This is a genomic window from Pantoea sp. GW821-FHT03E06, from assembly GCF_059420725.1.
Map to the genome: position 1 here is coordinate 723006 of NZ_JBWKUG010000001.1, position 25087 is coordinate 748092.

Below are 25087 nucleotides of genomic sequence, written 5' to 3' on the forward strand. Positions count from 1 at the left end.
GGGCGACATCAGTCGCCCTTATTGCCTTAGCGTAAGAACGCGGGCTGATTGGTTTCGTAGCTGGAGATCGACGCTTCGTGCTGCAGCGTCAGGCCAATGCTATCGAGACCGTTGATCATGCAGTGACGGCGGAAGCTGTCGATTTCGAAGCTGTAGGTTTTATCGCCTGCGGTTACCGTTTGCGCTTCCAGATCTACCGTAAAAGTGATGCCCGGCTGTGCGGCGACCAGTTTGAACATCTCATCCACTTCTTCATCGCTCAGCTTCACCGGCAGCAGCTGGTTGTTGAAACTGTTGCCATAGAAGATGTCGGCGAAACTTGGCGCAATCACCACATGGAAACCGAAGTCGGTCAGCGCCCAGGGCGCATGCTCACGCGACGATCCGCAACCGAAATTCTCACGCGCCAGCAAAATGCTGGTGCCTTTGAATTCTGGCTTGTTCAGCACGAAGCTGGCGGTGGGTTGGGTACCTGCATCGTCATCGAAACGCCAGTCGTGGAACAGGTGCGCGCCAAAACCGGTGCGCGTCACTTTCTGCAAGAACTGCTTCGGAATGATGGCATCAGTATCGACGTTGGCCGCATCCAATGGCGCCACAATCCCGGTGTGTTGAGTAAATTTGTTCGCCATGGTTTAAGCTCCCTGAGTCAATTCACGAATGTCGGCAAAGCGACCGGTTACGGCAGCCGCCGCAGCCATCGCCGGGCTTACCAGGTGAGTGCGTCCACCGCGGCCCTGACGACCTTCAAAGTTACGGTTGCTGGTTGATGCGCAGCGCTCACCCGGATTCAGGCGGTCGTTGTTCATTGCCAGACACATAGAGCATCCCGGCAAACGCCATTCAAAACCGGCTTCGAGGAAGATTTTATCCAGGCCTTCGGCTTCGGCTTGGGCCTTCACCGGACCTGAGCCCGGCACCACCATTGCCACAACGCCTGGTGCCACTTTGCGACCTTTAGCAATCGCGGCCGCCGCGCGCAGATCTTCAATACGTGAGTTGGTGCAGGAGCCGATAAACACTTTATCGATCGCTACGTCGGTCAGTTTGATACCAGGTTGCAGATCCATATAAGCCAGCGCTTTCTCTGCGGAGGCGCGCTCCACCGGATCGGCAAAGGATTGTGGATTCGGGATGGCTTGATCCACCGCCATCACCTGGCCTGGATTGGTGCCCCAGGTGACCTGCGGTGCGATATCTTCCGCATGCAGGGTAACGATAGTATCGAATGTGGCACCTTCATCGGATTTCAGCGTGCGCCAGTAAGCCACCGCTTGATCCCACTGTTCGCCTTTTGGTGCGAACTGCTTATCTTGCAGGTAATTGAACGTGGTGTCATCCGGCGCGACCAGACCCGCTTTGGCACCCATTTCAATCGCCATGTTACACAGCGTCATGCGGCCTTCCATGCTCAACGCTTCGATCGCGGGGCCGCAGAATTCAACGACGTGACCGGTACCACCGGCGCTGCCGGTTTTGCCAATGATCGCCAACACGATATCTTTGGCGGTAATGCCCGGTGCAGCCTTGCCCAGCACTTCAATTTTCATGGTTTTCGCGCGACCCTGTTTCAGGGTTTGCGTGGCGAAGACATGCTCAACTTCCGAGGTGCCGATCCCGAACGCCAGCGAACCGAACGCACCGTGGGTGGCGGTGTGAGAGTCGCCGCAGACGATGGTCATGCCCGGCAGCGTCATGCCTTGTTCTGGCCCAATGACGTGCACAATGCCCTGGAACGGGTGATTCAGGTCATACAGCTGAATGCCGAACTCAGCACAGTTCTTAATCAGCTCTTGCATCTGAATACGCGCCATTTCGCCAGACGCATTGATATCTTTGGTCTGAGTGGAAACGTTGTGATCCATGGTGGCGAAGGTTTTCGACGGCTGGCGCACTTTGCGGCCGTGCGCGCGCAGACCATCAAAGGCCTGCGGTGACGTTACTTCATGAATCAGATGACGATCAATATACAGTAACGGGGTTTCTTTAGGCGCTTCGTGGACGACATGTGCATCAAATAACTTCTGGTATAAGCTTTTCATTTTATTATTTTTCCTCGGCGATAAACCCGGCAATGATGCTGCCCATCTCATCGGTGCTCACGGCTTTGCCGTCACCGGCCAAATCACGGGTGCGATAACCCGCTTCCAACGCGCGGCTCACGGCGCGTTCAATGCTAGCAGCGGCGTCATCCGCATTCAGGCTATAACGCAGCAGCAGCGACAGCGACAGAATCTGCGCAATCGGGTTGGCAATGTTCTGACCGGCGATATCCGGTGCGGAGCCGCCTGCGGGTTCAAACAGGCCGAAACCCTCTTCATTCAGGCTGGCGGAAGGCAGCAAGCCCATGGAACCGGTGATCATCGCGCATTCGTCAGACAGGATGTCACCGAACAGGTTAGAGCAGAGCAGCACGTCAAACTGTGAGGGATCTTTAATCAGCTGCATGGTGGCGTTATCGATGTACATATGGCTCAACTGCACATCCGGGTAATCTTTTGCCACTTCGTTGACAATCTCGCGCCACATGACTGACGTCTGCAACACGTTGGCTTTATCGATAGAGGTGACGATGTTGCGACGTTTGCGGGCAGATTCAAAGGCGATGCGGGCAATGCGCTCAATTTCGAAACGGTGATACACCTCAGTATCGAAAGCGCGCTCGTGCGGACCGCTGCCTTCGCGGCCTTTCGGTTGGCCAAAATAGATGCCGCCGGTCAGTTCACGCACGCACAGGATATCGAAACCGCGCTCGGCGATATCGCTGCGCAGCGGACAGAAGGCTTCAAGACCTTTATACAGCCCAGCCGGACGCAGGTTGCTGAACAGCTTGAAGTGCTTCCGCAGCGGCAGCAACGCGCCGCGCTCTGGCTGCTGGGCAGGCGGCAGATGCTCCCATTTGGGCCCACCTACTGAGCCGAACAGAATCGCATCGGCTTGTTCTGCGCCAGCAACGGTAGCCGGTGGCAGCGGTTCGCCGTGACGATCGATGGCGATACCGCCAACATCATATTCGCTGGTGGTGATACGCATATCGAAACGCGTACGAATGGCATCGAGAACTTTCATGGCCTGCGCCATCACTTCCGGACCAATTCCGTCGCCTGGCAATACCGCGATATGAGAAGACTTAGACATAGTTACACCGTTTCCTTCTGATCTTTAAATTTACGCTGCAATTCTTTTTCCACCTGCTTAGCACGCCAAATGTTGTTCAACGCGTTCACCATCGCTTTAGCAGAGGATTCGACGATATCGGTCGCCAGACCCACGCCGTGGAATTTACGACCGTTGTAATTGACCACGATATCAACCTGACCCAGCGCGTTCTCGCCGTGGCCTTTCGCGGTCAACTTGTAATTCATCAGTTCGGCTTCAAAGCCGGTGATGCGGTTGATGGCTTGATAAACCGCATCCACTGGGCCATTACCGGTGGCGGCATCCGACTTCGTCTCTTCACCGCAGCCCAATTGCACAGATGCGGTAGCGGTAACGCTGGAGCCGGTCTGCACGTTGAATTCGTTCAGCTGGAAATACTCTGGCTCTTCGTTCTGTTTGTTAATGAAGGCTAAGGCTTCCAGATCGTAATCAAAGACCTGACCTTTCTTATCAGCCAGCTTCAGGAAGGCGTCATATAAGGTATCCAGATTGTAATCAGACTCTTTGTAGCCCATCTCTTCCATGCGGTGTTTTACCGCAGCACGACCCGATCGTGAGGTCAGATTCAGCTGGATTTTATGCAGGCCGATAGATTCTGGCGTCAGGATTTCATAGTTTTCACGATTCTTCAGCACGCCATCCTGATGAATGCCCGAGGAGTGGGCGAAGGCGTTGGAGCCAACCACCGCTTTGTTAGCGGGAATTGGCATGTTGCAGATTTGGCTAACGGTTTGGCTGGTGCGGTAGATTTCCTGATGATTGATGTTGGTGTGCACATTCATGATCTGCTGACGGGTTTTAATCGCCATAATCACTTCTTCCAGCGCACAGTTACCGGCGCGCTCACCCAGACCATTTAAGGTTCCTTCAACCTGACGTGCACCTGCTAACACTGCGGCGATAGCATTGCCGGTCGCCATACCCAAATCGTCATGGGTATGAACAGACAGGATGGCTTTATCGATGTTCGGCACGCGTGCTACCAATTGGCTGATGATGTTGGCGTATTCGCCAGGTAAGGTGTAGCCCACGGTATCCGGAATGTTGATAGTGGTTGCACCGGCATGAATTGCAGCTTCAACCATGCGGCACAGATCGTCGATTGGCGTACGGCCGCCATCTTCACACGAGAACTCAACGTCGTCGGTATAGTTGCGGGCGCGTTTAATCATGTGTACTGCGCGTTCAATCACTTCTGGCAATGTGCTGCGCAATTTGGTGGCGATGTGCATCGGCGAAGTGGCGATGAAGGTGTGAATACGGAACGCTTCAGCAACACGCAATGATTCATATGCGGCGTCAATGTCCTTCTCAACGCAGCGTGCCAGTCCGCAGACACGGCTGTTTTTAATGGTACGAGCGATGGTTTGTACGGATTCGAAATCACCTGGGGAGGAAACGGGGAAGCCCACTTCCATCACATCCACGCCCATACGTTCCAACGCCAGAGCGATCTGCAGTTTTTCTTTAACACTCAGGCTAGCCTGTAAAGCCTGTTCGCCGTCACGCAGAGTGGTATCGAAAATAATAACTTGCTGGCTCATCGTAATCTTCCTTTTGCATTAACTTTGCCGGTGCTACGAGCATAAAAAAACCCGCGCATTGGCGCGGGTTTCTTAAACTTCTGCAGGTTCGAATCAGTTATTGATTCCGCCCACGAGTCTACCGCGCAAACTGGATGCGTTTAGTAGTAGACCGAGTAGGCGGAAAGAATGAAACATGACTCAAACCTCGTAAATTGTGTGCTGCACATATTGGTACTGGAATTGACGAGTGAAGTCAACCTCAAGTGCAAGGGTATTTTAGCGCAGTCAAAAGGGTGATGTGCTGCGATTTTTCGGCTGAGCAGAGCAATGGCATTAATTAGCGGCTGGATAAGCAGAATCCGCAGCTTAAACAAACGTTTATAAAATAGAGTTTATTTTAAATTGTTGTTATTTAACGTTTTAAATGATTGAGGCAAGATGTGGTAAAAACAGGACAAAGCTTGTTGTTTAGAGGAATATGATGTGAGCGAAGCATTTTCCAGTTAATCACGCCAGAAAGTAATTATCCCAAAAGATTGTGGCCTGAGTGGCCAGGTAATATGAAAATCATATTTCTTATATCACGCTGCAAATAATCTCCAATCCAGCATTTTCCTCTGAGGTTATGACAAAGCATTAGTTTAATCCTCGCAGGCGATAATCACGCATCAGTGCCTTTATTGCCGGATCGAACGTGAGGTGGCGTGCTGGCGTTTGCAGGCCGGGTTGTCTGCGGTTATGGTAATCGACCTACTCTCAGAAGAATTAACTCAAGTAGATTCCCTGTACCTGGAAGGCGGAAATGAACGCCGTCTTCTGAGCATAAACATAAGGTTTTGATCTTAATTGGTATGCGGGGGCCGGATATCAGTGGCGTGCGGGAAACGCGAACGTCAGTGGATTCAGTCCCTCAAGCCTGGAGGCAGAAAATGGAGATGTTGTCAGGAGCCGAAATGGTCGTCCGTTCGTTAATCGATCAGGGCGTAAAGCAGGTATTCGGCTATCCGGGCGGAGCGGTGCTCGATATTTACGATGCACTGCAAACGGTCGGTGGAATTGACCACGTATTGGTCCGTCATGAACAAGGCGCGGTGCACATGGCCGATGGTCTGGCGCGCGCCACCGGCGAAGTGGGCGTAGTGCTGGTAACTTCGGGTCCTGGCGCCACCAATGCCATTACCGGCATTGCAACCGCCTATATGGATTCTATCCCGATGGTGATTCTGTCGGGTCAGGTGCCTTCTTCACTCATCGGCTACGATGCGTTCCAGGAGTGCGACATGGTCGGCATCTCCCGCCCGGTGGTGAAGCACAGCTTCCTGGTAAAAAGCACCGAAGAGATTCCAACCGTGCTGAAAAAGGCCTTCTGGCTGGCGGCGAGCGGTCGTCCGGGCCCGGTGGTTATCGATCTACCAAAAGATATCCTCAATCCGGCTAATAAATTGCCTTACGTCTGGCCGGAAACCGTGAGCATGCGCTCTTACAATCCAACGATTCAGGGCCATAAAGGCCAGATTAAGCGCGCATTGCAAACATTGCTGGCGGCACATAAGCCGGTGATTTACGCGGGCGGCGGTGCGATTATGTCCGGCTGTGAAGCTGAGCTGCTGCAGCTGGCTGAGCAACTCAATATACCGGTAACCATGTCGCTGATGGGCTTGGGTGTATTCCCCGGCACACATCGTCAGAGCGTTGGCATGCTTGGTATGCACGGCACCTACGAAGCTAACATGACCATGCATAACGCTGACCTGATTTTCGGGATTGGCGTGCGTTTCGACGATCGCACCACCAACAACCTGGCGAAGTACTGCCCGAATGCCACCATCATGCATATCGACGTTGATCCAACCTCGATTTCAAAAACCGTCAGCGCAGATATTCCAATTGTCGGTGATGCGAAACAGACGCTGGCGCAAATGCTTGAACTGTTGGCACAAAGCGATGCGAAGCAGGAGCTTGATAGCCTGCGCGATTGGTGGCAAACCATTGAAGGCTGGCGCAGTCGTAAATGCCTGGAATTTGATCGCAGCAGCGACAAAATTAAACCGCAGGCGGTCATCGAAACCATCTGTCGTCTGACGAAAGGCGAAGCTTACGTCACCTCTGACGTGGGCCAGCATCAGATGTTCGCTGCGCTTTATTACCAATTCGACAAACCACGTCGTTGGATTAACTCCGGCGGCCTGGGCACCATGGGCTTCGGCCTGCCTGCTGCGCTGGGCGTGAAGATGGCGCTGCCGGATGAAACGGTTATTTGCGTGACCGGCGATGGCAGTATCCAGATGAACATTCAGGAACTCTCTACTGCACTGCAGTACGATTTGCCGGTGCTGGTGTTGAACCTTAACAACGGCTTCCTCGGCATGGTTAAGCAGTGGCAGGACATGATTTACTCTGGTCGCCACTCTCAGTCTTACATGCAGTCGCTACCGGACTTCGTTCGTCTGGCGGAAGCGTACGGCCATGTGGGTATCGCGATTCATCATCCTGCTGAGCTGGAAGAGAAGCTGCAGCTGGCGCTGGATACATTGGCGAAAGGGCGTCTGGTGTTTGTTGATGTGAATATTGACGGCAGCGAGCACGTTTACCCGATGCAGATTCGCGGTGGTTCGATGGATGAGATGTGGTTGAGCAAAACGGAGAGGACTTAATTATGCGTCGTATTTTATCGGTTCTGCTGGAAAACGAATCCGGCGCATTGTCCCGCGTAGTGGGGCTTTTCTCGCAACGCGGCTATAACATCGAAAGTCTTACCGTGGCGCCCACCGATGATCCCACGCTATCGCGTATGACCATCCAAACGGTTGGCGATGCGAAAGTGCTGGAGCAAATCGAAAAGCAATTGCACAAGCTGGTTGACGTGTTACGTGTCAGCGAGCTGGGGCAGGGCGCCTATGTTGAACGCGAAATCATGCTGGTGAAAATTCAGGCTAGCGGCTACGGTCGTGAAGAGGTGAAACGCAGTGCGGAGATTTTCCGTGGGCAGATTATTGACGTCACACCAACGCTTTACACGGTTCAGCTAGCGGGAACGAGCGATAAACTCGACGCGTTTCTCAACACGGTTCGTGACGTGGCGGAAATTGTTGAAGTGGCACGTTCAGGAATCGTTGGCGTATCACGTGGCGATCGCGTTATGCGCTAATAACGCACCGTAACCATCATATTCTGTGCTAACCCGGCGAAATGCCGGGTTTTTTTATTTTATGCGCTTCGGCAAGATGCTGGAGAAAAGCGGTTGCTCAGCGTACTTTTCTGCGGTTAGATGTTACAAATGTTTTATCCTTAGCTACTCTGCGGATATTTTCGCCAGCGCTGGCTTATCAGAATTAAGGTGTCATCGTGAAACTGGATGAAATTGCGCGCCTGGCAGGCGTGTCGCGCACCACGGCCAGCTACGTAATCAATGGCAAAGCGCGGCAGTATCGTGTCAGCGAAAAAACCGTCGAGAAAGTCATGGCGGTGGTGCGTGAACACAATTATCACCCCAATGCCGTCGCGGCAGGCCTTCGCGCCGGACGCACGCGCTCAATTGGCCTGGTGATCCCTGATTTGGAAAATACCAGTTATACGCGTATCGCTAATTATCTTGAGCGTCAGGCGCGTCAACGTGGTTATCAACTGTTGATTGCCTGCTCGGAAGATCAGCCAGATAACGAAATGCGCTGTATTGAGCATCTGTTGCAACGCCAGGTGGACGCCATCATTGTTTCCACCTCGCTGCCGCCTGAGCATCCGTTCTATCAGCGCTGGATTAACGATCCTTTGCCAATTATCGCGCTGGACCGCGCGCTGGACCGTGAGCACTTCACCAGTGTTGTGGGGGCCGATCAGGATGATGCGCAGATGCTGGCCGCTGAATTGCGTCAGCTTCCAGTTAAAAATGTGCTGTTCCTTGGCGCGCTGCCGGAGCTGTCGGTCAGTTTTTTGCGTGAATTGGGCTTTCGCGATGCGTGGAAGGACGACGCGCGACCAATCGATTACATCTACTGCAATAGCTTCGATCGTGCTGCGGCGGCAACGCTGTTTGAAAAGTACCTCGAAGATCATCCGATGCCGGACGCACTATTCACAACCTCATTTGGCCTGTTACAAGGGGTGATGGATATCACGCTCAAGCGCGATGGTCGTTTACCCACCGATCTGGCGATTGCCACCTTTGGTGACCACGAACTGTTGGATTTCCTGGAATGCCCGGTCCTGGCAGTGGGGCAGCGTCACCGCGATGTTGCGGAAAGAGTTCTGGAGCTGGTATTAGCCTCATTAGATGAGCCGCGGAAACCGAAGCCGGGTTTAACGCGCATTCGCCGTAATTTATTCCGCCGCGGACAATTAAGTCGTCGCACTAAATGAAAGTGTGGGCAGTTCTCTGCCCGCGCTTTATTATCTTCACAACTATTTTGCTCAAATGCACCAGGCGTAAAAAAGCGTAAATTATCGCCACCCTATCTAACAATTTATCCCCACTGACTTTTCGTATTTGTTTACATATTCAGCAGTAGCTGCTAGCAGAGCTGTTGTGATGGTGCTGGGCTTCCTTTCAGAAATCCCCTAAAATGCAGCCGCTGTCGCATATTACGGGGCAAATATAATTTTGCCTAACAGCGTTTTATTTTTCGCCACTTTTCACATTGCGAAAAAATTTATTCAACTATTCATCAGGTTAATTTTTTATTTCTCTACTTATTACCCTTTTATTCCCTCCCGGATTAATTTCACGCGATGTAAATAGTGATATTCACTTGCCGTTGCGGCTTGACAAGGATTTCATCGGCTCCGTAAACTCGTTTCGTGGTAAAAAGTGGGATAAAGTGGTGAAAACGGGTGATTGAGGGGTAAGGCTGGCATGTTCCGTGGAGCAACGTTAGTCAATCTCGACAGCAAAGGACGATTAGCAGTACCAACACGCTATCGTGAATTGCTTGTCGCAGAGTCTCAGGGGCAAATGGTATGCACCATTGACCTCCACCAGCCATGCCTGCTGCTTTATACCCTGCCCGAATGGGAAATTATTGAGAAAAAGCTCTCTCGCTTATCCAGCATGAATCCCAGCGAGCGTCGCGTGCAGCGATTGCTGTTAGGACATGCTAGTGAGTGTCAGATGGATAATGCGGGCCGTTTGTTGTTGGCGAATACGCTGCGACAACATGCAGGCCTGAGCAAAGAAGTGATGCTGGTTGGACAGTTCAACAAGTTTGAGCTGTGGGATGAACAGACCTGGTATCAACAAGTTAAGGATGATATTGACACAGAACAGTCGGCTCAGGAGCCTTTATCTGAGCGGTTGCAGGACTTGTCGCTATAGCTATGCAGGAAAATTTTAAACACACCACAGTGCTGCTGGATGAGGCGGTTAACGGCCTCAATATCAGGGAAGACGGCATTTATATTGACGGCACTTTTGGTCGCGGCGGTCACTCGCGCTTAATCCTTTCGCAGCTTGGCGAGAAAGGGCAATTGATAGCGATTGATCGCGATCCGCAAGCGATAGCCGCAGCCGCTGAGATAAAAGATCCCCGTTTTTCGATCGTTCATGGGCCATTTTCGGCGCTGGCGGAGTATGTCGAAGCACGCGGGCTGACGGGCAAGATCGATGGCGTTTTGCTTGATCTTGGCGTCTCTTCACCGCAGCTGGATGATGCCGAACGTGGCTTCTCCTTCATGCGTGATGGACCACTGGATATGCGCATGGACCCCACGCGTGGGCAGTCGGCAGCAGAGTGGCTAATGAGCGCTGAAGAGGCCGATATCGCCTTCGTGATTAAAACCTACGGTGAAGAGCGTTTTGGTAAACGTATCGCGCGCGCCATCGTTGAGCGCAATCGTGAACAGCCAATGACGCGCACCAAAGAACTGGCCACGGTTATCGCTGCGGCAATGCCGGTGAAAGACAAGTTTAAGCATCCGGCGACGCGTACCTTCCAGGCGATTCGTATCTGGATCAACAGCGAGCTGGAAGAGATCGATATCGCGTTGAAGGGCGCGCTGTCAGTTCTTGCTCCCGGCGGCAGATTATCGATCATCAGCTTCCATTCGCTGGAAGATCGCTTAGTGAAGCGTTTTATGCGCGATCAGAGCCGTGGTCCGCAGGTGCCGGCCGGGATCCCAATGACTGAAGCGCAGCTTAAAGCCTTGGGCGGCCGTGAATTGAAAACGCTTGGCAAGCTGATCCCCGGCGAAGCCGAAGTGAACGAAAACCCACGAGCGCGCAGTTCGGTATTGCGTATCGCGGAGCGAACCGCGTCATGATTGGCAACGAGCGCCATAGCTTACCGGGCGTCATCGGGGGGGACCTGCTGCGATTTGGCAAGATACCGGTGCTGCTGTTGGTGGCCGTGCTGGTCTCCTCAGTCTTGGTTGTGACGACTACGCATAAAACGCGTCTGCTGACGGCGCAACGTGAACAGCTGGTGCTGGAGCGTGACGCGCTTGATATCGAATGGCGCAACCTGATTCTTGAAGAAAACGCGCTCGGCGATCATAGCCGGGTAGAGCGGATAGCAACCGATAAACTGCAAATGCAGCATGTTGATCCTTCACAGGAAAATATTGTGGTGCAGAAATAAGGAATCGCAGAACTCAATGAGTGGCGCAGGCAAAACGCTGAAGTTAAAAAAACAAGAAGATAAGGCCAGCTTTGTAAGCTGGCGTTTTGCGTTACTGTGCGGTTGCATTTTACTGGCGCTGGGCGGACTGCTGTCGCGCGTAGCGTGGCTGCAGGTGATCAACCCCGATAAACTGGTCAAAGAGGGCGATTTACGCTCGCTGCGCGTTCAGGCGGTGCCCACAGCACGCGGCATGATTAGCGATCGAGCGGGACGTCCGCTGGCGGTAAGCGTGCCGGTAAATGCGATCTGGGCCGATCCCAAAGAGCTTCATGAGCACGGCGGTGTATCGCTGGATGGTCGCTGGAAGGCCCTGTCTGATGCCTTATCGATTCCACTGGATCAGCTCGCATCCCGAGTTAACGCCAACCCAAAAGGACGCTTTGTATATCTGGCGCGTCAGGTAAATCCAGCGATTGGCGAGTACGTAAAAAAACTTAAACTGCCGGGCATTTATCTGCGTGAAGAGTCGCGTCGTTATTATCCCGCGGGCCAGGTTACCGCGCACCTGATTGGTTTCACCAACATCGATGGCCAGGGCATCGAAGGCATCGAAAAGAGCTTCGACAAATGGCTGACTGGCGCACCAGGCGAACGTACTGTGCGTAAAGACCGCAACGGCCGCGTAATCGAAGATATCTCCTCGGTTGATAGCCGTGCGGCACATAACCTGACGCTGAGCATTGATGAACGTCTACAAGCGCTGGTTTACCGCGAACTGAATAACGCCGTGGCCTTCAACAAAGCGGAATCGGGCACTGCGGTGCTGGTGGATGTGAACACCGGTGAAGTGCTGGCAATGGCAAATAGCCCCGCTTATAACCCGAATAATCTCAGCAACACGCCGAAAGATGTCATGCGTAACCGCGCCATCACCGATATTTTCGAACCGGGTTCCACCGTGAAACCGATGGTGGTGATGACGGCTTTACAGCGTGGCGTGGTGAAAGAAAATAGCGTCCTAAATACCGTGCCGTACCGCGTGAATGGTCATGAGATCAAAGACGTGGCGCGCTACAGCGAATTAACCCTTACCGGGGTTTTACAGAAGTCGAGTAACGTCGGGGTTTCACGTTTGGCGTTAGCGATGCCCTCCTCAGCGCTTGTAGATACTTATGCGCGCTTTGGCTTGGGTAAACCGACCAATTTGGGGCTGGTCGGGGAAAGCAGTGGCTTATACCCTCAAAAACAACGGTGGTCTGACATAGAGAGGGCCACCTTCTCTTTCGGCTACGGGCTAATGGTAACGCCGTTACAGTTAGCGCGAGTCTACGCAACCATTGGCAGCTATGGCATTAACCGCCCGCTGTCGATCACCAAAGTTGACCCGCCGGTAGCGGGTGAACGCGTTTTCCAGGAAGACCTGGTGAGAACGGTGATGCATATGATGGAAAGCGTGGCGTTGCCAGGCGGCGGCGGCGTCAAAGCCGCCATCAAAGGCTATCGCATTGCTATTAAAACCGGTACCGCCAAAAAGGTGGGACCGGATGGTCGTTACGTCAATAAATACATTGCTTATACCGCAGGCGTTGCGCCTGCCAGTCATCCTCGTTTTGCGCTGGTTGTGGTTATCAACGATCCACAGGCCGGTAAATATTATGGTGGTGCGGTTTCAGCACCGGTGTTTGGCGCCATCATGGGCGGCGTGTTACGTACCATGAACATTGAACCTGATGCGCTGCCAACGGTTGATAAGAACGAGTTGGTGAAGAATAGAAGTGAGGAATCAAGTGACAGATCGTAACCTGCGCGACTTACTGGCCCCGTGGGTGCCGGGTGCGCCGGCGCGTCCACTCCGTGACATGACACTAGACAGCCGCGCGGCGGCTTCTGGCGATCTGTTTATCGCCGTGGCGGGCCATCATGCTGATGGACGTCGTTTTATTCCGCAGGCTATCGCACAAGGCGTGGCGGCAGTCATTGCCGAGGCCGAAGGCGAAGCCAGCGATGGAGATATCCGCGAGATGCATGGCGTCCCGGTTATTTATCTGGCGCAGTTACAGCAGCGTCTCTCTGCACTGGCCGGACGCTTTTATCAGCAGCCTGCGAGCAAACTGAAATTAATTGGTGTGACCGGCACCAACGGTAAAACCACCACCACACAACTGATGGCGCAGTGGGCCAATCTGCTGGGTGAAACCGGCGCAGTGATGGGCACGGTGGGCAATGGTCTTTACGGTCAACTGGTGGCAACTGAAAACACCACCGGTTCCGCGGTAGATGTGCAACACGTTCTGAATGATTTGGTCGAGCAGGGCGCAACCCTGACAGCAATGGAAGTGTCTTCACACGGTTTGGTGCAGCACCGCGTCGCAGCGCTGCCGTTTGCCGCGGCGGTATTTACCAATCTAAGCCGCGATCACCTTGATTATCATGGTGATATGCAGGGCTACGAATCTGCCAAATGGCTACTGTTCTCTGAGCATCAGGTGGCCGAAGCCATTATCAATGCCGATGATGAAGTAGGACGTCGCTGGCTGGCAAAATTGCCGGATGCCGTAGCGGTGACTATGGAAAATAATCTGCAATCTGGCTGCCATGGCCGCTGGCTCAAAGCCACGGCGGTGAATTACCACGATGGTGGCGCACATATTCAATTCAGCTCCAGCTGGGGCGACGGCGAGTTTGATAGCCGCCTGATGGGCGCTTTCAACGTCAGCAATTTGCTGCTGGCGCTGGCGACATTGCTGACGCTGGATTATCCGCTCGATGCGTTGGTAGCGACTGCGCCACAGTTGTTACCGGTTTGTGGTCGCATGGAAGTCTTCACCGCACCAGAAAAACCTACGGTTGTTGTCGATTACGCTCACACGCCGGATGCGCTGGAGAAAGCGTTGGAAGCCGCGCGTCTGCACTGTAAAGGTCAGCTTTGGTGCGTGTTTGGCTGCGGTGGCGATCGTGATAAAGGCAAACGCCCATTGATGGGTGCAATTGCTGAGCAATTCTCCGACATCGTGGTGATCACCGACGATAATCCGCGCAGCGAAGAGCCGATGTCCATTGTGAATGACATTCTCACTGGGCTGCTCGATCCAGGCCGCGCACGCGTAGTCGCAGGGCGTGCGCAAGCGGTGACCAACGCCGTCATGCAAGCCCGCGCGGATGACATCGTGCTAGTGGCCGGAAAAGGCCACGAAGATTATCAAATCATTGGTAACCGCCGCTTAGATTATTCGGATCGTGACACCGTCGCCCGTTTGTTGGGGGTGATGGCATGATCCCCGTTTCTCTGCAAACCCTGGCCGATATCAGCGGCGGTAAACTGCACGGTGCGGATTTAACCGTCGCCGACGTCACCACTGATACGCGTAAAGTCACCGCCGGCAGCCTGTTTGTGGCGCTGGTCGGTGAACGTTTCGATGCCCATGATTTCGCCAATGATGCAATTACCAACGGTGCGCAGGCGCTGCTGGTCAGCAAACTGTTGCCGTCTACAGTGCCGCAGGTGGTCGTGGCTGATACGCGCATTGCCTTTGGACAGCTCGCTGCGTGGGTGCGTCAGCAGGCGAACGCACGTGTCGTAGCGCTGACAGGTTCATCCGGTAAAACCTCCGTTAAAGAGATGACCGCCGCGATTCTGCGCCAATGCGGTGAAACGCTCTACACCGCAGGCAATCTGAATAACGATTTTGGTGTGCCAATGACGCTGCTGCGTCTCACCAAAGAGCATGCTTACGCGGTAATTGAGCTGGGCGCCAACCACCAGGGCGAAATTGCCTACACCACTGATTTAGTGCGTCCGGAAACGGCGCTAGTGAATAATCTTGCGGCGGCGCATCTGGAAGGCTTCGGTTCGCTGGCGGGCGTCGCCAAAGCAAAAGGCGAAATTTTTGGTGGACTGCCGGTTCACGGCACCGCGATCGTCAACGCCGACAGCAACGACCTTGCCCACTGGCAATCTCAGTTCGTAGATAAAACTTTGTGGCGCTTCTCACCGCAGCCGATGGCTGATGCTGAGTTTCGTGCCAGCGAAATCATTCTGCGTGCGGATGCCACGCTGTTCACCATGCATACACCGCGCGGCGATATTGCGGTTGAGCTGCCGCTGCCTGGGCGTCATAACATCGCCAATGCGTTAGCCGCAGCAGCGCTGGCGCTGTCGGTAGATGCACCACTGACGGCAATTCAGAGCGGGCTAAAAACGTTGCAGCCGGTTCCCGGACGCCTGTACCCGATTCGTCTGGCGGCCAATCAATTACTGTTGGATGACAGCTATAACGCCAACGTCGGTTCGATGACGGCCGCGGCGCAGGTACTGGGTGATATGCCTGGATTCCGCGTGATGGTAGTGGGCGATATGGCAGAGCTGGGTGATGAAGCGGAGCTGTGTCACCGTCAGGTGGGCGACGCAGCGAGAACGGCAGGCATTGATTGCGTATTAAGCACCGGAACGCTCAGCCAGCTGATTGGCGAAAGTAGCGGTAAAGGCGAGCATTTCGCCACTAAAGCCGCGTTGACTGAACGTTTACGCACATTGCTGTCCGAACATCAGGACATCACTATTTTGGTTAAAGGTTCACGTAGTGCCGCCATGGAGCAGGTAGTACAGAGCTTACAGGAGAAAGGAACATGCTAGTCTGGCTGGCCGAACATCTGGTCGCATTTTATTCCGGCTTTAACGTCTTCTCGTATCTGACGTTTCGCGCCATTGTCAGCCTGCTGACCGCTCTGTTCATTTCTCTGTGGATGGGTCCACGCCTGATTGCCTGGCTGCAGAAACTGCAGATTGGCCAGGTGGTACGTAACGATGGCCCAGAATCGCACTTCAGCAAGCGCGGCACGCCCACCATGGGCGGCGTGATGATCCTCACCTCCATCACCATTTCGGTGCTGATGTGGGCGTACCCGTCCAATCCTTATGTCTGGTGCGTGCTAGTGGTGCTGGTTGGCTTTGGCATCATCGGCTTTGTGGATGACTACCGCAAAGTGGTGCGTAAAGATACCAAAGGCCTGATCGCGCGCTGGAAGTACTTCTGGATGTCAGTGATTTCTCTGGCCGTCGCGTTTGCGCTGTTTATCGCTGGCAAAGATACGCCAGCCACACAGCTGGTGGTGCCGTTCTTTAAAGATGTTATGCCGCAGCTGGGTTTGTTCTACGTAGTGCTGGCGTATTTCGTGATTGTCGGCACGGGTAACGCCGTTAACTTAACGGATGGCCTTGATGGCCTGGCGATAATGCCAACCGTATTTGTGGCAGCTGGCTTCGCGCTGGTGGCTTGGGCGACCGGCAACGTTAAATTTGCTGAGTATCTGCATATTCCGTATTTACGGCATGCCGGTGAATTGGTGATTGTCTGCACCGCGATTGTCGGGGCAGGCCTCGGATTTCTGTGGTTCAACACTTATCCAGCGCAGGTGTTTATGGGCGATGTCGGCTCATTAGCGCTGGGTGGCGCGCTTGGCACCATCGCGGTGCTGCTGCGTCAGGAATTCCTGCTGGTAATTATGGGCGGCGTGTTTGTCGTGGAAACGCTGTCGGTGATTCTGCAGGTGGGATCGTTCAAGCTGCGCGGCCAACGCATTTTCCGCATGGCGCCAATTCATCATCACTATGAATTGAAAGGCTGGCCGGAGCCGCGCGTCATCGTGCGCTTCTGGATTATTTCGCTGATGCTGGTGCTGATTGGCCTGGCAACGCTGAAGGTACGTTAATCATGGCTGACTATCGGGGCAGAAAAGTCGTCATCATTGGATTAGGCATCACTGGCCTCTCCTGTGTTGATTTCTTCCTCGCGCAAGGCGTAACGCCACGCGTGATGGATACCCGTGTCTCGCCGCCGGGACTGGAAAAACTGCCAGCCTCGGTGGAGCGCTATGTTGGCGGTATCAATAGCGATTGGCTGCTGGCGTCTGATTTGATTATCGCCAGCCCTGGCATCGCGCTGGCTCATCCTGCCTTAAGCGAAGCAGCGGATGCCGGGATTGAGGTCATCGGCGATATTGAGCTGTTCTGCCGTGAAGCCCAGGCACCGATTGTGGCGATTACCGGTTCCAACGGCAAAAGTACCGTAACTACCCTGGTGGGCGAGATGGCTCGCGCGGCAGGTTGGCAGGTGGGCGTGGGCGGCAATATCGGTTTACCCGCGCTGACACTACTGAAATCACCGGCTCAGCTATATGTATTAGAACTTTCCAGCTTCCAGCTGGAAACCACGCATAGCCTGAAAGCGGCGGCGGCAACGATCCTCAATCTTACTGAAGATCATATGGATCGCTATCCGCTGGGCATGCAGCAATATCGTGCAGCCAAGCTGCGCATTTACGAAAACGCCAGCGTCTGCGTGGTCAATGCCGACGATGGCATGACCATGCCGGTACGCGGCGTCGATCAGCGCTGCGTGAGCTTTGGTATCAACCTTGGCGATTATCATCTCAATCAGCAGCAGGGCAGTACCTGGCTGCGAGTGAAGGGTGAAAAGGTTCTGAATACCGATGAGATGACGCTGGTAGGTCAGCATAACTACACCAACGCGCTGGCTGCGTTAGCATTGGCCGATGCGGTAAATATTCCGCGTGCCTCCAGTTTAAAAGCGCTTACTACCTTCACTGGCCTGGCGCATCGCTTCCAGCTGGTACATGAAGCTAACGGTGTGCGCTGGATTAACGATTCCAAAGCCACCAACGTGGGTAGCACCGAAGCGGCACTGAATGGCCTGCAGGTGAAAGGTACGCTATGGCTGCTGCTGGGCGGTGACGGTAAGTCGGCTGATTTCAGCCCGCTGGCGCGTTATCTGCAAGGCGACAACGTAAAGCTGTTCTGCTTCGGCCGCGATGGCGACGCGTTAGCGGATCTCCGCCCGGAAATCGCAACGCGCACCGAGACTATGCAGCAGGCGATGGTTCAGATCGCCGCTCAGGTGAAGCCTGGCGACATGGTGCTGTTATCACCGGCTTGCGCCAGCCTCGATCAGTTTCGTAATTTTGAACAGCGTGGCGATCGGTTCGCGCAACTGGCGAAGGAGCTGAGCTGATGCGTATTCCTGGTTCCGGTATAGCCAGCTATCTGTCACTTCGCTTACGCGATTGGGTGATGGGCGCGCGTGATAACGATGATGCGCCGGTGGTGCTGTATGACCGAACGCTGCTGTGGCTGACCTTTGGTTTGGCGCTGATAGGTTTTGTTATGGTGACATCGGCGTCAATGCCAGTAGGCCAGCGTCTGAACGAAGATCCCTTCTATTTTGCCAAGCGTGATGCATTTTATATCGCCCTGGCATTCGGTATGGCGCTGGTGACATTACGTGTCCCAATGGATTTCTGGCAGCGCTATAGCAACGTGATGCTGATGGTTTCGGTCGTCATGCTGCTGATTGTATTAGTTGTCGGCAGCTCCGTTAACGGCGCATCTCGCTGGATTGCCCTTGGCCCGCTGCGTATTCAGCCAGCCGAGCTTTCGAAGTTAACGCTGTTCTGCTATCTCGCCAGCTATCTGGTGCGCAAAGTGGAAGAAGTGCGCAATAACTTCTGGGGTTTCTGTAAACCAATGGGCGTAATGGTGGTGCTGGCGGTACTTCTGCTGGCACAGCCGGACCTCGGTACCGTGGTGGTGCTGTTTGTTACCACGCTGGCGATGTTGTTTCTCGCCGGTGCGAAAATGTGGCAGTTCCTGGCGATTATCGGCTCCGGCATTTTTGCTGTGGTGCTGCTGATCATCGCTGAGCCTTACCGTATGCGCCGCGTCACTTCCTTCTGGAATCCATGGGAAGATCCCTTTGGTAGCGGCTATCAGCTGACGCAATCCTTAATGGCTTTTGGTCGCGGTGAGTTTTGGGGCCAGGGTTTAGGCAACTCGGTACAGAAACTGGAATATCTGCCAGAAGCCCATACCGACTTTATCTTCTCCATCATCGGTGAAGAGTTGGGTTATGTCGGTGTGGTTTTAGCGCTGTTGATGGTATTCTTCGTCGCTTTTCGCGCGATGTCGATTGGTCGCCGTGCTCTGGAGATCGATCAGCGCTTCTCAGGCTTCCTCGCTTGCTCAATTGGCGTGTGGTTCAGCTTCCAGGCGCTGGTTAATGTCGGTGCGGCAGCCGGTATGCTGCCCACCAAAGGTCTGACGCTGCCGCTGATCAGTTACGGTGGTTCGAGTCTGATCATCATGTCGACCGCCATCGTGTTTTTATTACGCATAGATTATGAAACGCGTCTGGCAAAAGCGCAGGCGTTTACCCGAGGTGCTCGATGAGTGGCAAACGGCTGATGGTCATGGCAGGCGGTACTGGCGGACACGTGTTCCCCGGTCTGGCCGTTGCCCATCACCTGATGGAACAGGGCTGGCAGGTGCGCTGGCTCGGAACCGCTGACCGTATGGAAGCGGATTTGGTGCCGAAAAACGGTATCGAAATTGATTTTATCCGCATCAGCGGTTTGCGCGGCAAAGGTGTGAAAGCGCAGCTTTTGGCACCGGTGCGCATCTTTAATGCGTGGCGCCAGGCGCGTCGCATTATGAAGAGCTGGCAACCGGATGTGGTGCTGGGCATGGGCGGTTACGTTTCGGGTCCCGGCGGATTGGCCGCGTGGAGCTGCGGCATTCCGGTGGTGCTGCATGAGCAGAACGGCATTGCCGGGCTGACCAATAAGTGGCTGGCGAAAATCGCTACCAAAGTGATGCAGGCATTTCCGGGCGCATTCCCAACGGCTGAAGTGGTGGGGAATCCGGTGCGTACCGATGTGCTAGCCCTGCCGTTACCGGCAGAGCGGCTGAGTGGACGTTTCGGCCCGATTCGCGTGCTGGTGGTCGGTGGCAGCCAGGGCGCACGCATCCTCAATCAGACCGTGCCACAGGTGGCTGCGGAATTGGGTGAAGCCATTACGGTTTGGCATCAAACCGGCAAAGGCGGGCTGGAAACCGTGCAGCAGGCTTATCGTGCAGCTGGCCAGCCGCAACATAAAGTCACCGAATTTATTGATGACATGGCAGAAGCCTACGCGTGGGCGGATGTGGTGGTGTGCCGTTCCGGGGCTTTGACGGTTAGCGAAGTGGCTGCCGCAGGTTTACCGGCGATCTTCGTGCCGTTTCAGCACAAAGATCGTCAGCAGTACTGGAATGCGCTGCCGTTGGAAAAGGCGGGCGCGGCCAAAATTTTCGAGCAGCCGCAGTTTACTGCGTCTGTTGTAGCGGACACGCTGCGTCACTGGGATCGCACCACATTACTGGCGATGGCAGAAAAAGCCCGTCAGGTGGCGATTCCGGATGCAACCGAGCGGGTTGCAAATGAAGTGGCGCGCGTCGCGAAGTAAATTAATCGGCCAGTTGATTTGGCCCGTACCTTAAGCGGGTACAAACGGGAAAAACAGGTAATTGAAACAGATGAATACACAACAATTGGCAAAACTGCGTTCTATTGTGCCCGAGATGCGTCGCGTCCGGCACATTCACTTTGTTGGCATCGGTGGTGCTGGCATGGGCGGTATTGCCGAGGTGTTGGCGAACGAAGGTTATCACATCAGCGGTTCTGATTTGGCGCCAAACCCCGTGACGCAGCATTTGGCCTCGCTGGGCGCAACGATTTACTTCAACCATCGTCCAGAAAACGTGACCGATGCGAGTGTTGTCGTGGTCTCAACGGCCGTAGCGCAAGATAACCCGGAATTAGTGGCCGCGCGTGAGCAGCGTATTCCTGTGATTCGCCGTGCGGAAATGTTGGCGGAACTTATGCGTTTCCGTCACGGCATTGCGGTTGCCGGAACGCACGGCAAAACCACCACTACCGCGATGGTGACCAGTATTTATGCCGAAGGCGGCTTGGATCCAACTTTCGTTAACGGTGGATTGGTTAAAGCTGCAGGTACACATGCGCGCCTTGGCAGCAGCCGTTATCTGATCGCCGAAGCGGACGAAAGCGATGCGTCCTTCCTGCATCTGCAGCCGATGGTGGCGATTGTGACCAACATCGAAGCGGATCACATGGACACTTATCAGGGCGATTTCGAGAATCTGAAACAGACGTTCATTAACTTCCTGCACAACCTGCCATTCTACGGACGCGCGGTGATGTGTGTGGATGACGCGGTGATTCGTGACCTGATTCCACGTGTAGGCCGTCAGGTCACAACTTACGGCTTCAGCGATGACGCTGACGTGCGTATTGAAAATTACGAGCAGCGTGGCGCGCAGGGGCACTTCACGCTGATCCGTCAGGACAAGCCAGTGCTGAACGTCACGCTGAATGCGCCTGGCCGTCATAACGCATTGAACGCGGCGGCGGCGGTGGCGGTGGCCAGCGAAGAAGGTATTGAAGATAACGCGATTCTGGCCGCGCTTGAGAGCTTCCAGGGCACCGGACGCCGCTTTGATGTCTTGGGCGAGTTTGATACCGCCGCAGTCAATGGCAACCCGGGCAGCGCGATGCTGGTCGATGATTACGGCCATCATCCAACCGAAGTGGATGTCACCATCAAAGCCGCACGTGCCGGCTGGCCTGAGAAGAAACTGGTGATGGTATTCCAGCCACATCGTTACACGCGTACGCGTGACCTGTTTGATGATTTCGCTAACGTGCTGTCGCAGGTGGATGTGCTGCTGATGCTGGATGTTTATCCGGCCGGTGAAGCCGCCATTCCGGGCGCCGATAGCCGCTCCTTGTGCCGCGCGATTCGTAACCGTGGCAAGGTGGACCCGATTCTGGTCTCTGAGCATGATGCCTTACCAGATGCATTGGCCCCGTTGCTGTCAGGTGATGACCTGGTGATCGTTCAGGGCGCAGGCAACATCGGTAAGATTGCACGTAAGCTGGCGGAAAACGCCCTGCAGCCTGCGGTAAAAATGGAGGCGCGTCATGACTGAGAAGGTCGCAGTATTGATGGGCGGCACCTCGGCCGAACGTGAAGTCTCGCTGATGTCAGGTGCGGCGGTGCTGGCCGGACTGCGTGAAATGGGTATTGATGCGCATGCTGTCGATACGCGTGATGTGTCGGTACTGAAGCTAAAACAGCAAGGCTTTGCGAAAGCGTTTATTGCGCTGCACGGTCGCGGTGGTGAAGACGGCACCTTGCAAGCGGTGCTGGAGTTCTTGCAGCTCCCTTATACCGGCAGTGGCGTAATGGCCTCGGCGATCACCATGGACAAACTGCGCAGCAAATTGTTGTGGCAGGGCAGGGGATTACCTTCAGGCAAATTTGTCTGGCTGACGCGTCAGCAATATCAGCAAGGTTTAGATGCAGATACCACCGCCGCCGTTCAGGCGCTGGGTTTACCGCTGTTTGTGAAGCCAAGCTGTGAAGGTTCCAGCGTTGGCATCAGCCGTGTGAATCATGCGGACGCCCTACCCGCCGCGCTGGAAGAGGCATTTCGTCACGATAACGACGTGCTGATTGAAGCGTTTCTCAGCGGCGCCGAGTACACCGTGGGCATCGTGGGTGAGCAAATTCTGCCTTCAATCAGAATTAAAACCGCCAGCGAGTTCTATGACTATGAAGCTAAATACATTTCTGACGATACTGAGTACTTCTGTCCGAGCGGTTTAAGCGCTGAGCAGGAAGCAGAGTTGCAGACGCTGGTGTGGGCAGCCTGGCGCGCGTTGGGTTGCAGCGGCTGGGGACGTGTGGACGTTATGGCTGACGGCGAGGGCAATTTCCAGCTGTTGGAAGTGAATACCTCACCAGGCATGACCAGCCACAGTCTGGTACCCATGGCGGCGAAGCAGGCGGGATACAGTTTCCCGCAGCTAGTGGCGCGTATTCTGGAGCTGGCTGACTGATATGTCTCAGGCGGCGATACGAGTACGCAATCGAGAACCTCAGGAGCGTGCGCGCTCCGGGCGTAGCAACGGTGCACGACTGTTTGGCATCGTGTTCCTGCTGATAGTGTTAGGCATTATGGTGGCGGGCGGCCTTGTGGTGCTGAAGTGGATGAATGACGCGTCGCGCTTGCCGTTATCCAGGCTGGTGGTGACGGGGCAAACCCACTACACCACGCATGATGATATTCGCCAGGCGATTTTATCGCTCGGCGCGCCTGGGACCTTCATGTCGCAGAACGTCGATATCATTCAACAGCAGATCGAGCGTTTGCCCTGGATAAAGCAGGTCAGTGTGCGGAAGCAGTGGCCTGATGAGCTGAAGATAAATTTGGTGGAGTATGTTCCGGTGGCACGTTGGAACGACTCACATATGGTTGACGCCGATGGCGTCTCCTTCAGCGTTCCGGCCAGTCACATTGGCAAAGAAACCTTGCCAATGCTTTATGGCCCGGAAGGCAGTGAAAATGAGGTGTTGGCCGGCTATCACACCATGAGTGATGTGTTAAAGGCTAACAAGTTTACCCTGAAGGTCGCGTCGATGACGGCGCGGCGCTCATGGCAATTAGTGACCAGTGACGATGTGCGCATTGAGCTGGGACGCAGCGATACCATGAAGCGTCTGAACCGTTTTATTGAGCTCTATCCGGAGCTGCAGCAGCAGGGCCAGAGTCATAATCAGCGCATTACCTACGTCGATTTGCGCTACGACTCGGGCGCCGCAGTGGGCTGGGCAGCGGCACCGATAGAGCCACAGGACAGTAATCAGCAACAGAACCAGGCACAGGCTAAACCACAATGATCAAGGCAACGGACAGAAAACTGGTAGTAGGACTCGAAATTGGCACCGCAAAGGTGTCCGCCCTGGTTGGGGAAATTCTGCCCGATGGTATGGTCAATATTATTGGGGTGGGCAGTTGCCCGTCTCGCGGTATGGATAAAGGCGGCGTAAACGACCTTGAGTCGGTGGTGAAATGCGTACAGCGCGCCATCGATCAGGCTGAACTGATGGCGGATTGCCAGATTTCTTCGGTCTACCTTGCATTATCGGGCAAACATATCAGTTGCCAGAACGAAATCGGGATGGTTCCGATTTCGGAAGAGGAAGTGACTCAGGATGATGTAGAGAACGTAGTGCATACGGCGAAATCCGTTCGCGTACGTGATGAACATCGTATCCTGCATGTGATACCGCAGGAATATGCCATCGATTATCAGGAAGGCATCAAAAATCCTGTAGGCCTTTCCGGCGTACGTATGCAGGCGAAGGTGCATCTGATCACCTGCCACAACGATATGGCAAAAAATATTGTTAAAGCCGTTGAACGTTGCGGCCTGAAAGTTGACCAACTGATTTTTGCCGGGCTGGCTTCCAGTTTTTCCGTCTTGACTGAAGATGAACGTGAGCTGGGAGTCTGTGTTGTTGACATCGGTGGCGGTACAATGGATATCGCTGTTTATACTGGCGGAGCGCTGCGTCATACCAAAGTGATCCCGTATGCCGGGAACGTGGTGACCAGCGATATTGCTTACGCCTTTGGTACACCGCCTACCGATGCGGAAGCGATTAAAGTGCGTCACGGTTGTGCATTAGGCTCGATTGTCGGCAAAGACGAAAACGTCGAAGTGCCGAGCGTCGGTGGACGTCCACCTCGCAGCCTGCAGCGCCAAACGCTGGCCGAAGTGATTGAGCCGCGTTACACCGAACTGTTGAATCTGGTTAACGACGAGATTCTGCAACTACAGGAGCAGCTGCGCCAGCAGGGCGTAAAACATCATCTGGCGGCCGGTATCGTGCTGACCGGTGGTGCGGCGCAGATTGAAGGTTTGGCAGCCTGTGCACAGCGTGTATTCCACACGCAGGTGCGCATTGGACAGCCGCTCAACATCACCGGCCTGACGGATTATGCGCAGGAGCCGTATTACTCTACGGCGGTTGGACTGCTGCATTATGGCAAAGAGTCACATATGAACGGTGATGCGGAAACGGAAAAACGTGCTTCGGTGGGCAATTGGTTTAAGCGAATCAATAGCTGGCTGAAGAAAGAGTTTTAAT

The 25087-nt window shown here is 54.4% G+C and carries 22 protein-coding genes; 17 read left to right on the forward strand and 5 right to left on the reverse strand.

Going from position 1 to position 25087, the window contains the following annotated elements:
• Window positions 1–26 precede the first annotated feature (26 nt).
• The 5 genes from leuD to leuL all read right to left on the reverse strand — a co-directional run bounded on the left by leuD (window position 27) and on the right by leuL (window position 4880).
• Window positions 27–632: a 3-isopropylmalate dehydratase small subunit gene (gene leuD, locus AC07WB_RS03270; RefSeq protein WP_097094951.1), complete on the reverse strand. Its 606-nt coding sequence runs from the start codon at window positions 630–632 to the stop codon at window positions 27–29.
• 3 nt (window positions 633–635) lie between these two features.
• On the reverse strand, window positions 636–2042 hold the full coding sequence (gene leuC / locus AC07WB_RS03275) for a 3-isopropylmalate dehydratase large subunit (protein ID WP_400457994.1): 1407 nt from the start codon (window positions 2040–2042) through the stop codon (window positions 636–638).
• 4 nt (window positions 2043–2046) lie between these two features.
• Window positions 2047–3138 (reverse strand): 3-isopropylmalate dehydrogenase, encoded by a 1092-nt coding sequence (gene leuB, locus AC07WB_RS03280; protein ID WP_494940034.1) that lies wholly within the window; start codon window positions 3136–3138, stop codon window positions 2047–2049.
• Between the two features lie 2 nt (window positions 3139–3140).
• Entirely contained in the window at window positions 3141–4703 is a 1563-nt protein-coding gene (leuA, locus tag AC07WB_RS03285; protein ID WP_494940035.1) for a 2-isopropylmalate synthase, read from the reverse strand.
• 93 nt (window positions 4704–4796) lie between these two features.
• Window positions 4797–4880, reverse strand: a complete 84-nt coding sequence (gene leuL / locus AC07WB_RS03290; RefSeq protein WP_099686952.1) for a leu operon leader peptide — start codon at window positions 4878–4880, stop codon at window positions 4797–4799.
• A gap of 734 nt (window positions 4881–5614) precedes the next feature.
• On the opposite strand from leuL, the gene ilvI reads away from it, so the two are divergent.
• The 17 genes from ilvI (at window position 5615) to ftsA (ending at window position 25086) form a co-directional block, all read left to right on the forward strand.
• The gene (ilvI, locus tag AC07WB_RS03295) at window positions 5615–7339 is read left to right on the forward strand and encodes an acetolactate synthase 3 large subunit (protein WP_097094948.1); all 1725 of its coding nucleotides are present in this window, start codon (window positions 5615–5617) and stop codon (window positions 7337–7339) included.
• A 2-nt stretch (window positions 7340–7341) separates the two neighbouring features.
• Entirely contained in the window at window positions 7342–7833 is a 492-nt protein-coding gene (ilvN, locus tag AC07WB_RS03300) for an acetolactate synthase small subunit (RefSeq protein ID WP_007885011.1), read from the forward strand.
• 197 nt (window positions 7834–8030) lie between these two features.
• Window positions 8031–9041: a catabolite repressor/activator gene (cra, locus tag AC07WB_RS03305; RefSeq protein WP_097094947.1), complete on the forward strand. Its 1011-nt coding sequence runs from the start codon at window positions 8031–8033 to the stop codon at window positions 9039–9041.
• Between the two features lie 493 nt (window positions 9042–9534).
• Window positions 9535–9993, forward strand: coding sequence for a division/cell wall cluster transcriptional repressor MraZ (gene mraZ / locus AC07WB_RS03310; protein ID WP_097094946.1), 459 nt, complete (start codon window positions 9535–9537; stop codon window positions 9991–9993).
• A 2-nt stretch (window positions 9994–9995) separates the two neighbouring features.
• Window positions 9996–10937 (forward strand): 16S rRNA (cytosine(1402)-N(4))-methyltransferase RsmH, encoded by a 942-nt coding sequence (gene rsmH, locus AC07WB_RS03315; protein ID WP_345827273.1) that lies wholly within the window; start codon window positions 9996–9998, stop codon window positions 10935–10937.
• On the forward strand, window positions 10934–11254 hold the full coding sequence (gene ftsL, locus AC07WB_RS03320) for a cell division protein FtsL (RefSeq protein WP_097094944.1): 321 nt from the start codon (window positions 10934–10936) through the stop codon (window positions 11252–11254). The genes rsmH and ftsL overlap by 4 nt, the downstream gene beginning before the upstream one ends.
• Window positions 11255–11270: 16 nt before the next feature.
• Window positions 11271–13037 carry a peptidoglycan glycosyltransferase FtsI gene (locus AC07WB_RS03325; RefSeq protein ID WP_097094943.1) on the forward strand — a complete coding sequence of 589 codons (1767 nt, stop codon included), beginning with the start codon at window positions 11271–11273 and terminating at the stop codon, window positions 13035–13037.
• Window positions 13024–14511 (forward strand): UDP-N-acetylmuramoyl-L-alanyl-D-glutamate--2,6-diaminopimelate ligase, encoded by a 1488-nt coding sequence (gene murE, locus AC07WB_RS03330; RefSeq protein ID WP_345827272.1) that lies wholly within the window; start codon window positions 13024–13026, stop codon window positions 14509–14511. Before AC07WB_RS03325 ends, murE begins: the two co-directional genes overlap by 14 nt.
• The gene (murF, locus tag AC07WB_RS03335; RefSeq protein ID WP_345827271.1) at window positions 14508–15869 is read left to right on the forward strand and encodes a UDP-N-acetylmuramoyl-tripeptide--D-alanyl-D-alanine ligase; all 1362 of its coding nucleotides are present in this window, start codon (window positions 14508–14510) and stop codon (window positions 15867–15869) included. The genes murE and murF overlap by 4 nt, the downstream gene beginning before the upstream one ends.
• Complete coding sequence (mraY, locus tag AC07WB_RS03340; RefSeq protein ID WP_097094940.1) at window positions 15863–16945, forward strand: phospho-N-acetylmuramoyl-pentapeptide-transferase; 1083 nt, start codon at window positions 15863–15865, stop codon at window positions 16943–16945. The genes murF and mraY overlap by 7 nt, the downstream gene beginning before the upstream one ends.
• Window positions 16946–16947: 2 nt before the next feature.
• Window positions 16948–18264, forward strand: a complete 1317-nt coding sequence (gene murD, locus AC07WB_RS03345) for a UDP-N-acetylmuramoyl-L-alanine--D-glutamate ligase (protein ID WP_345827270.1) — start codon at window positions 16948–16950, stop codon at window positions 18262–18264.
• The gene (ftsW, locus tag AC07WB_RS03350; RefSeq protein WP_097094938.1) at window positions 18264–19478 is read left to right on the forward strand and encodes a cell division protein FtsW; all 1215 of its coding nucleotides are present in this window, start codon (window positions 18264–18266) and stop codon (window positions 19476–19478) included. The genes murD and ftsW overlap by 1 nt, the downstream gene beginning before the upstream one ends.
• On the forward strand, window positions 19475–20533 hold the full coding sequence (gene murG, locus AC07WB_RS03355; protein WP_097094937.1) for an undecaprenyldiphospho-muramoylpentapeptide beta-N-acetylglucosaminyltransferase: 1059 nt from the start codon (window positions 19475–19477) through the stop codon (window positions 20531–20533). Before ftsW ends, murG begins: the two co-directional genes overlap by 4 nt.
• Window positions 20534–20603: 70 nt before the next feature.
• Window positions 20604–22079, forward strand: coding sequence for a UDP-N-acetylmuramate--L-alanine ligase (gene murC / locus AC07WB_RS03360; protein ID WP_097094936.1), 1476 nt, complete (start codon window positions 20604–20606; stop codon window positions 22077–22079).
• A complete protein-coding gene (locus tag AC07WB_RS03365) occupies window positions 22072–22992 on the forward strand; it encodes a D-alanine--D-alanine ligase (protein WP_097094935.1) in 921 nt (306 codons plus the stop codon). The genes murC and AC07WB_RS03365 overlap by 8 nt, the downstream gene beginning before the upstream one ends.
• Window position 22993: 1 nt before the next feature.
• Window positions 22994–23833: a cell division protein FtsQ gene (gene ftsQ / locus AC07WB_RS03370; protein WP_097094934.1), complete on the forward strand. Its 840-nt coding sequence runs from the start codon at window positions 22994–22996 to the stop codon at window positions 23831–23833.
• Window positions 23830–25086 carry a cell division protein FtsA gene (gene ftsA / locus AC07WB_RS03375; RefSeq protein ID WP_007888634.1) on the forward strand — a complete coding sequence of 419 codons (1257 nt, stop codon included), beginning with the start codon at window positions 23830–23832 and terminating at the stop codon, window positions 25084–25086. Before ftsQ ends, ftsA begins: the two co-directional genes overlap by 4 nt.
• Window position 25087: the final 1 nt, after the last annotated feature.